Genomic DNA, 6,090 nt, shown 5'->3' on the forward strand with positions numbered 1-6,090 from the left:
ATATCCGCCATGAGCCTTCTGTCCCGTCTCACCGGCCTCGCCCGCAAGGCCGCTTCCTCCACCAATTACCGGCTGACGCCGCGCAAGGTCCGTTTCGACTGGACCAACACGCCGCTGGACTGGCTGCCGAACCACCCCTATGCCAGCCACTTCATTAATGAAATCAACATGATTCTCCCGGCCGGCGAGTTCTGGTTCTGCCGCCTGTACAACAAGGCGCTGCCCATGGTCACCGATGAAAAGCTGCGCGATGACGTGCAGATGTTCATCCGCCAGGAGGCCATGCACGCCCGCGCCCACGGCTCCGCCATCCAGGAATACCTGAACGCACGCGGCATCAATACCGAGCGGAACACCCGCATCATGGAATGGTTGTTTGAAGACCTGCTGGCGGACAATCCGCTGGGCCTGAAGACGCCGGAGTTCCTGCAGAAGGACTGGCTGGTGTTCCGGCTGGGCATCATCGCCGCAGTGGAACACATGACCTGCGTGCTGGGCAACTACGCCCTGCGCAACAAGACTTGGGACACGCTCAACGCCGACCCGGTGCTGCTGGACCTGATTCGCTGGCATGGCGCCGAGGAAGTCGAACACCGCTGCGTGGCCTTCGACCTTTACAACCACCTCGGCGGCAGTTATCTCTCCCGCTACTATCTGGCCTGTATCGCCACGCCGATGGTCTTCGGCCTCTGGGTTGACGGCGCGGCGCATATCCTGCGTCAGGATCCGCGCTTCGCCGACCGCAATCCGGCCGTGTGGAAACCGTGGGTATGGCTGGAATGGCACCGGGTGTCGCGCAGCGGTGCGCTGCCCTCACCGTTATGGCTGGCCTGGCAGCAACTGCCGTTCTTCAGCCCGTGGTACAACCCGCTGCACGAAGGCTCCACCGAGGAAGCGCTGGCCTACCTCGCCAACTCTCCGGGAGCCGAGGCCTACCGCGACACGGCGCTCAAGGCCGCCTGAAACAGGAACAACCGGAACGCGGGCAGAAGACGCCCGCCTCCGGTCTCAATCCTCATACGCAAATCCGATATCCACCCACTCGCCTCGCTCGCCCTGCACCCAGGTCTGCTCCATCAGCCGCGCCCGCGTTTCGCCCAGCAGCAGGCAGGAAGAGGCCCGCGTCCCGTACATGGGGGAACGGATGAAGGCCGTACCCAGCAACCGCTCCCAGACCAGACCGACGCCGGTATCCGGCAACTCGTCGTCTTCGGGCGGCGTCACGTCCTCCAGCCAGGTCATCAATTGCGCCGGATCTTCCTGCCAAGGTTGCCGGAGCGCCTGGGCCAGCCCCTGCTTCAGGCGTTGCGTCTTCGGCCAGGGACTGTCCAGCAGGTGGTTGCTCAGCCCGTACAGCCCCGGCTCCAGCAAGCGGAGGGCTGTGCCCCGATTACTGAAGACCGCCGCTTCCTCACGGGTTCCGACCAGCAGGTTGAAGCCGTTGTAGCGCCCGGCCTCACCGGCAATCGCCGTCAGGAACGCCAGCGGATCGTCATCCCCCTTCAGGAAATCCGCCACCAGCTTGCCGCGCGATAACTCACCCGGCTGCATGCCGCCCGGCTCCCGGTAATTGGTCAATGCCGCCCAGCGGCCGCTGCGCGTCACACCCAGCCAGGTGCCGCCTTCCTGTTCATCCCGCCCGGCCAGGAGGTGCGGCGCGTCTTCCCAGAAACGGACGGCAGTGGCGGGACGGGCGTAGAATTCGTCGCGGTTGCCCAGCAGCACCAGCGGCTGCCCCGGAACCCGCCGCCAGGCAAAGACAATCAGACACATAACAGAACCTCGACATGGAGTAAGAACGGTTTTCGATTAGAATGTCGGCCTTGTCCCGGAGAACGCCGCTGATGTTAGTGTATCCCCAAATCGACCCGGTTGCCGTGCACCTCGGCCCGCTGAAAGTCCACTGGTACGGCCTGATGTACCTGTGCGCCTTCGCCGCCGCCTACGCCTTGGGCAAGTACCGCGCCCGCAACCAGCCGCTGTGGCAGCAGAATCCCGAACAGATTTCCGACCTGATCTTCTACGCCGCCATGGGCGTCGTACTGGGCGGCCGTCTCGGCTACGTCTTCTTCTACAGTTTCGATCATTTCCTGGAAGACCCGCGCTGGATCTATCAGGTCTGGAAAGGCGGCATGAGTTTCCATGGCGGCTTCCTCGGAGTCATGGCCGCGATGGTCATCTACGCCCGCCGGTACCAGATGACTTTCTGGAATGTCATGGATTTCGTGGCGCCGCTGGTGCCGCTGGGCATTTTCTTCGGCCGCATGGGCAACTTTATCGGCGGCGAACTGTGGGGCCGCCCGGTCACCAACCCGGACTATCCGCTGGCGATGATCTTCCCCCATGTCGACCACCTGCCGCGTCACCCCTCGCAACTCTATGAAGGTGCGCTGGAAGGCTTGCTGCTGTTCGCCGTGACCTGGTGGTTCTCCAGCCGGCCGCGCCCCGAGAAAGCCGTCGCGGGCATCTTCGCCCTGGGCTACGGCTGCGCCCGCTTCTTTGTCGAATTCTTCCGCGAACCGGATGCCGACAAAGGCTATATCGCCTTCAACTGGCTGACCATGGGCCAGTTGCTCTCCACCCCGCTGATCCTGGTCGGCATCCTGCTGCTGGTGCTGGCCTATCGCTTCCCGAAAACCCCGACCGCGAGCCAGCCGTCATGAAACAGTATCTCGACCTGATGCGGCATATCCGCGACCACGGCACCTACAAGGAAGACCGCACCGGCACCGGCACCCGCTCCGTCTTCGGCCACCAGATGCGTTTCAATCTCGCCGAAGGCTTCCCGCTGGTCACTACCAAGAAAGTCCATCTGAAGTCGATCATCCACGAACTGCTGTGGTTCCTGCAGGGATCCACCAACATCGGCTACCTCAAGGAAAACGGCGTCAGCATCTGGGATGAATGGGCGGATGCGGAAGGCAACCTCGGGCCGGTCTACGGCTACCAGTGGCGCAGCTGGCCCACCGCCGACGGCCGCCATATCGACCAGATCAGCCAAGTCGTGCAGCAACTGAAGACCAATCCGGACAGCCGCCGCATCATCGTTTCCGCCTGGAATGTCGGTGAAGTGGAAAACATGGCCCTCCCCCCCTGCCATGCCTTCTTCCAGTTCTACGTCGCCGACGGCAAGCTCTCCTGCCAGCTCTACCAGCGCAGCGCCGACGTCTTTCTCGGCGTGCCCTTCAACATTGCCAGCTACGCCTTGCTGACGATGATGCTGGCGCAGGTTTGCGATCTGGGACTGGGCGATTTAGTCTGGACCGGCGGTGACTGCCATCTCTACAGCAACCACATGGAACAGACCGAGCTCCAACTCAGCCGCGAACCGCTGCCGCTGCCGACCATGCGCCTCAACCCGGCGGTCAAGGACATCTTCGGCTTCCGCTACGAAGACTTCACACTGGAAAATTATCAGTCGCATCCGGCCATCAAGGCCCCGGTCGCGGTCTGACCCGATGCGCGCCCTCCTGCCGCCCCTGATGCTGTTGATCACCCTGGGGCTGGCGGGATGCGCCGCGCACAACCCCTATTACGATCCCGCCAAACCCCATCACACGCCGGAAGGATTCCGCAATCTGCACCAGCCGCCCCGGCAGCTCGACCTGGCCTTCCTGAAATGGCAATGGCAACGTGTCTGGCAAGGTCTCCCGCCCAAGCCGCCGACCGATCCGATTCCGACACAGGCCCCCGATGTGGACTACCTCGCGCACAACAGGACGGATACCACGATCACCTGGATCGGCCACGCCACCTTGCTGGTGCAAACCGCCGGCCTGAACATCCTCACCGACCCGGTATTTTCCGATCGAGCCTTTCCGGTCTCCTTCCTCGGTCCGAAACGACATCAGCCGCCCGGCGTGCCGCTGGAAAAGCTGCCGCATATCGACGCCGTGCTGATCTCCCATGACCACTACGATCACCTCGACCTGCCCAGCATCCGCCGCCTCTATCAACAGGAAGGCGGGCCGCCGGAAATCTACGCACCGCTGGGCATCAACGACTGGCTGGCACGACATGTCACGCACGGCGACAGCCGTTACCTACACGGGCTGGACTGGTGGGACAGCCAACGCTTGGCGGGCGTGGAACTGCAACTGTTACCGGTGCAGCACTGGTGCGCCCGCGGCATCCTCGACCGTAACCACCGCCTGTGGGGAGCGTGGTCCGTCCATAGCCCGCAGGTGCGCTTCTTTTTCGGCGGGGACTTTGCGCTCTCGACCGACCTGGACACCATTGGCGCCAGAACCGGCGGCTTTGATCTGGCCGCCTTGCCGATTGGTGCGTACGAACCACGCTGGATGATGAAGCCCGCCCATATCAACCCGGCCGAAGCCGTCGACGCCAGGTCACGCTTGCGCGCCAGACGCGCGGTAGCCATGCATTGGGGAACGTTTGAACTGTCCGATGAACCTCTGGACGAGCCGCCGCGCGCGCTGGCACGCGCCCGACAGGCCGCCGGACTCACTGAGGACGACTTCTTCCTGCTACGGCATGGGGAAACCCGGATAAGAGCCGGAGATGACTGGCGGCCGCCGACTCACTAGAATGCACGAATATCTTAACCATCGGTCATCTTCATGCCCCGTCTCGCACTTATTGCCGCCGTCGCTGAAAACGGCTGTATCGGCATCAACAACCAACTGCCCTGGTATCTACCGGAAGATCTCAAGTACTTCCGACGCCTGACCACCGGCGGTGTGGTCATCATGGGTCGCAAGACCTACGAGTCCATCGGCAAGCCATTACCGAACCGCACCAATATTGTCATCAGCCGCAGCTCTGGCTATCAAGCCGAAGGCGTGAAAGTCGTCGCCACCTTGGAGAACGCACTGGCCTTAGCCGCACAAATCAGTGAAATCAATGGTAACGCAGATGTGTTCGTGATCGGCGGCGCCCAAATTTATGCGCTGGCCCTGCCGCACGCCAACCGCCTTTATCTCACGGAAGTCCAAAAGACCGTGGAGGGCGATGCCTTTTTTCCGCCAATCGATTCTGTTCAATGGCGAGAAATCGGCAGCGAGGCGCATTATTACGAGCCTGCGGATACTCATTACCGGTTTGTCATCTACGAGCGCACGCACTAAGACCGCAGGTCGCCAATTGACGAGAGTGTTGTATGGAAATCGCCGTTCTGGGGGGAGGTTGCTTCTGGTGTCTGGAAGCCGTTTATGAACAGGTTAGGGGCGTGGATCGGGTTACCCCGGGCTATTGCGGCGGGCATCGGCCCGATCCCAGCTACGAACAAGTCTGTGCCGGCGTTACCGGTCATGCCGAAGTCGTCGAGATTTGCTTCGACCCAACCATCATCACGTTCCGGCAAATCCTGGAGGTTTTTTTCGCCATCCATGACCCGACCACCCTCAATCGCCAGGGTAATGATATCGGCACACAGTACCGCTCGGTAATCTTCTGCCAATCCGACAGTCAGCACCAAGAGGCCGTGGCCGTCATTGAAGCCTTGACTCAAGCAAACGCCTTTCCCACCCCGATTGTCACAGAAGTCGCCGCCAATCCGGTGTTCTATCCTGCCGAGGCCTATCACCACCATTACTTTGCCCGTAACCCGCAACAGGGTTATTGCCAGTTCGTCGTAGCCCCGAAGGTGCTCAAGTTCCGGCAGTACTTCAAGGATTGGCAAAAGTAATCTGGCGACCTGCCCTTCCGTGGTCTATATCAATAATGACAGCCTTCAGCTTGACTCACAGGGAGTCCGACATGACCACGATTACTCTGCGCGATGTCGATCCGCGCACCATCCACCGACAAATTACCCAACTGGAAGCCATGCAGCAACAAATGTCGAAAGACGCCGGAGCAGATACCGAAGCCATGAAGGAAACGCTGCGCCTTCTACACCAGATTGAGGAAACGATCCGCCACGATGCACGCGAGGCTCATCATATGCCGCATCATTGAGTCGAAACGACGATAGATAGGTGCCCCAGTATTTATAAAACGCCTGCCCTAAAAGCGCCCTATCCTCCGACTCCATAAAGCAAAACCCCCTTGCTGTTTCCGGCAAGGGGGTTTTGGTGTTAAGTGTCTGGCGATGACCTACTCTCACATGGCGAATGCCACACTACCATC

Annotated in this window: 8 protein-coding genes; 7 read left to right on the forward strand and 1 reads right to left on the reverse strand. The window is 61.1% G+C overall.

The features are described from left to right. Window positions 1-9: 9 nt before the first annotated feature. Window positions 10-963: a metal-dependent hydrolase gene (locus EV700_RS14150; protein ID WP_130414931.1), complete on the forward strand. Its 954-nt coding sequence runs from the start codon at window positions 10-12 to the stop codon at window positions 961-963. Window positions 964-1,008: 45 nt separating this feature from the next. Here the strand turns inward: EV700_RS14150 and EV700_RS14155 are convergent, their stop codons facing one another. Beyond that, window positions 1,009-1,773: an NRDE family protein gene (locus EV700_RS14155; protein WP_130414933.1), complete on the reverse strand. Its 765-nt coding sequence runs from the start codon at window positions 1,771-1,773 to the stop codon at window positions 1,009-1,011. 71 nt (window positions 1,774-1,844) lie between these two features. On the opposite strand from EV700_RS14155, the gene lgt reads away from it, so the two are divergent. From lgt to EV700_RS14185, 6 genes are all read left to right on the forward strand, one after another. Further along, window positions 1,845-2,663 (forward strand): prolipoprotein diacylglyceryl transferase, encoded by an 819-nt coding sequence (lgt, locus tag EV700_RS14160; RefSeq protein WP_130414935.1) that lies wholly within the window; start codon window positions 1,845-1,847, stop codon window positions 2,661-2,663. Further along, window positions 2,660-3,454, forward strand: a complete 795-nt coding sequence (locus EV700_RS14165) for a thymidylate synthase (RefSeq protein WP_130414937.1) — start codon at window positions 2,660-2,662, stop codon at window positions 3,452-3,454. The genes lgt and EV700_RS14165 overlap by 4 nt, the downstream gene beginning before the upstream one ends. Window positions 3,455-3,458: 4 nt before the next feature. Next, complete coding sequence (locus EV700_RS14170; RefSeq protein WP_130414939.1) at window positions 3,459-4,547, forward strand: MBL fold metallo-hydrolase; 1,089 nt, start codon at window positions 3,459-3,461, stop codon at window positions 4,545-4,547. Between the two features lie 33 nt (window positions 4,548-4,580). Further along, window positions 4,581-5,087, forward strand: coding sequence for a dihydrofolate reductase (locus tag EV700_RS14175; RefSeq protein ID WP_130414941.1), 507 nt, complete (start codon window positions 4,581-4,583; stop codon window positions 5,085-5,087). Between the two features lie 32 nt (window positions 5,088-5,119). Beyond that, a complete protein-coding gene (gene msrA, locus EV700_RS14180) occupies window positions 5,120-5,647 on the forward strand; it encodes a peptide-methionine (S)-S-oxide reductase MsrA (protein ID WP_130414943.1) in 528 nt (175 codons plus the stop codon). A gap of 71 nt (window positions 5,648-5,718) precedes the next feature. Then, window positions 5,719-5,919, forward strand: coding sequence for a hypothetical protein (locus tag EV700_RS14185; protein WP_130414945.1), 201 nt, complete (start codon window positions 5,719-5,721; stop codon window positions 5,917-5,919). The last annotated feature ends 171 nt before the right edge of the window (window positions 5,920-6,090 follow it).

This window comes from Fluviicoccus keumensis, assembly GCF_004217445.1.
GTDB classification, from domain to species: domain Bacteria; phylum Pseudomonadota; class Gammaproteobacteria; order Pseudomonadales; family Moraxellaceae; genus Fluviicoccus; species Fluviicoccus keumensis.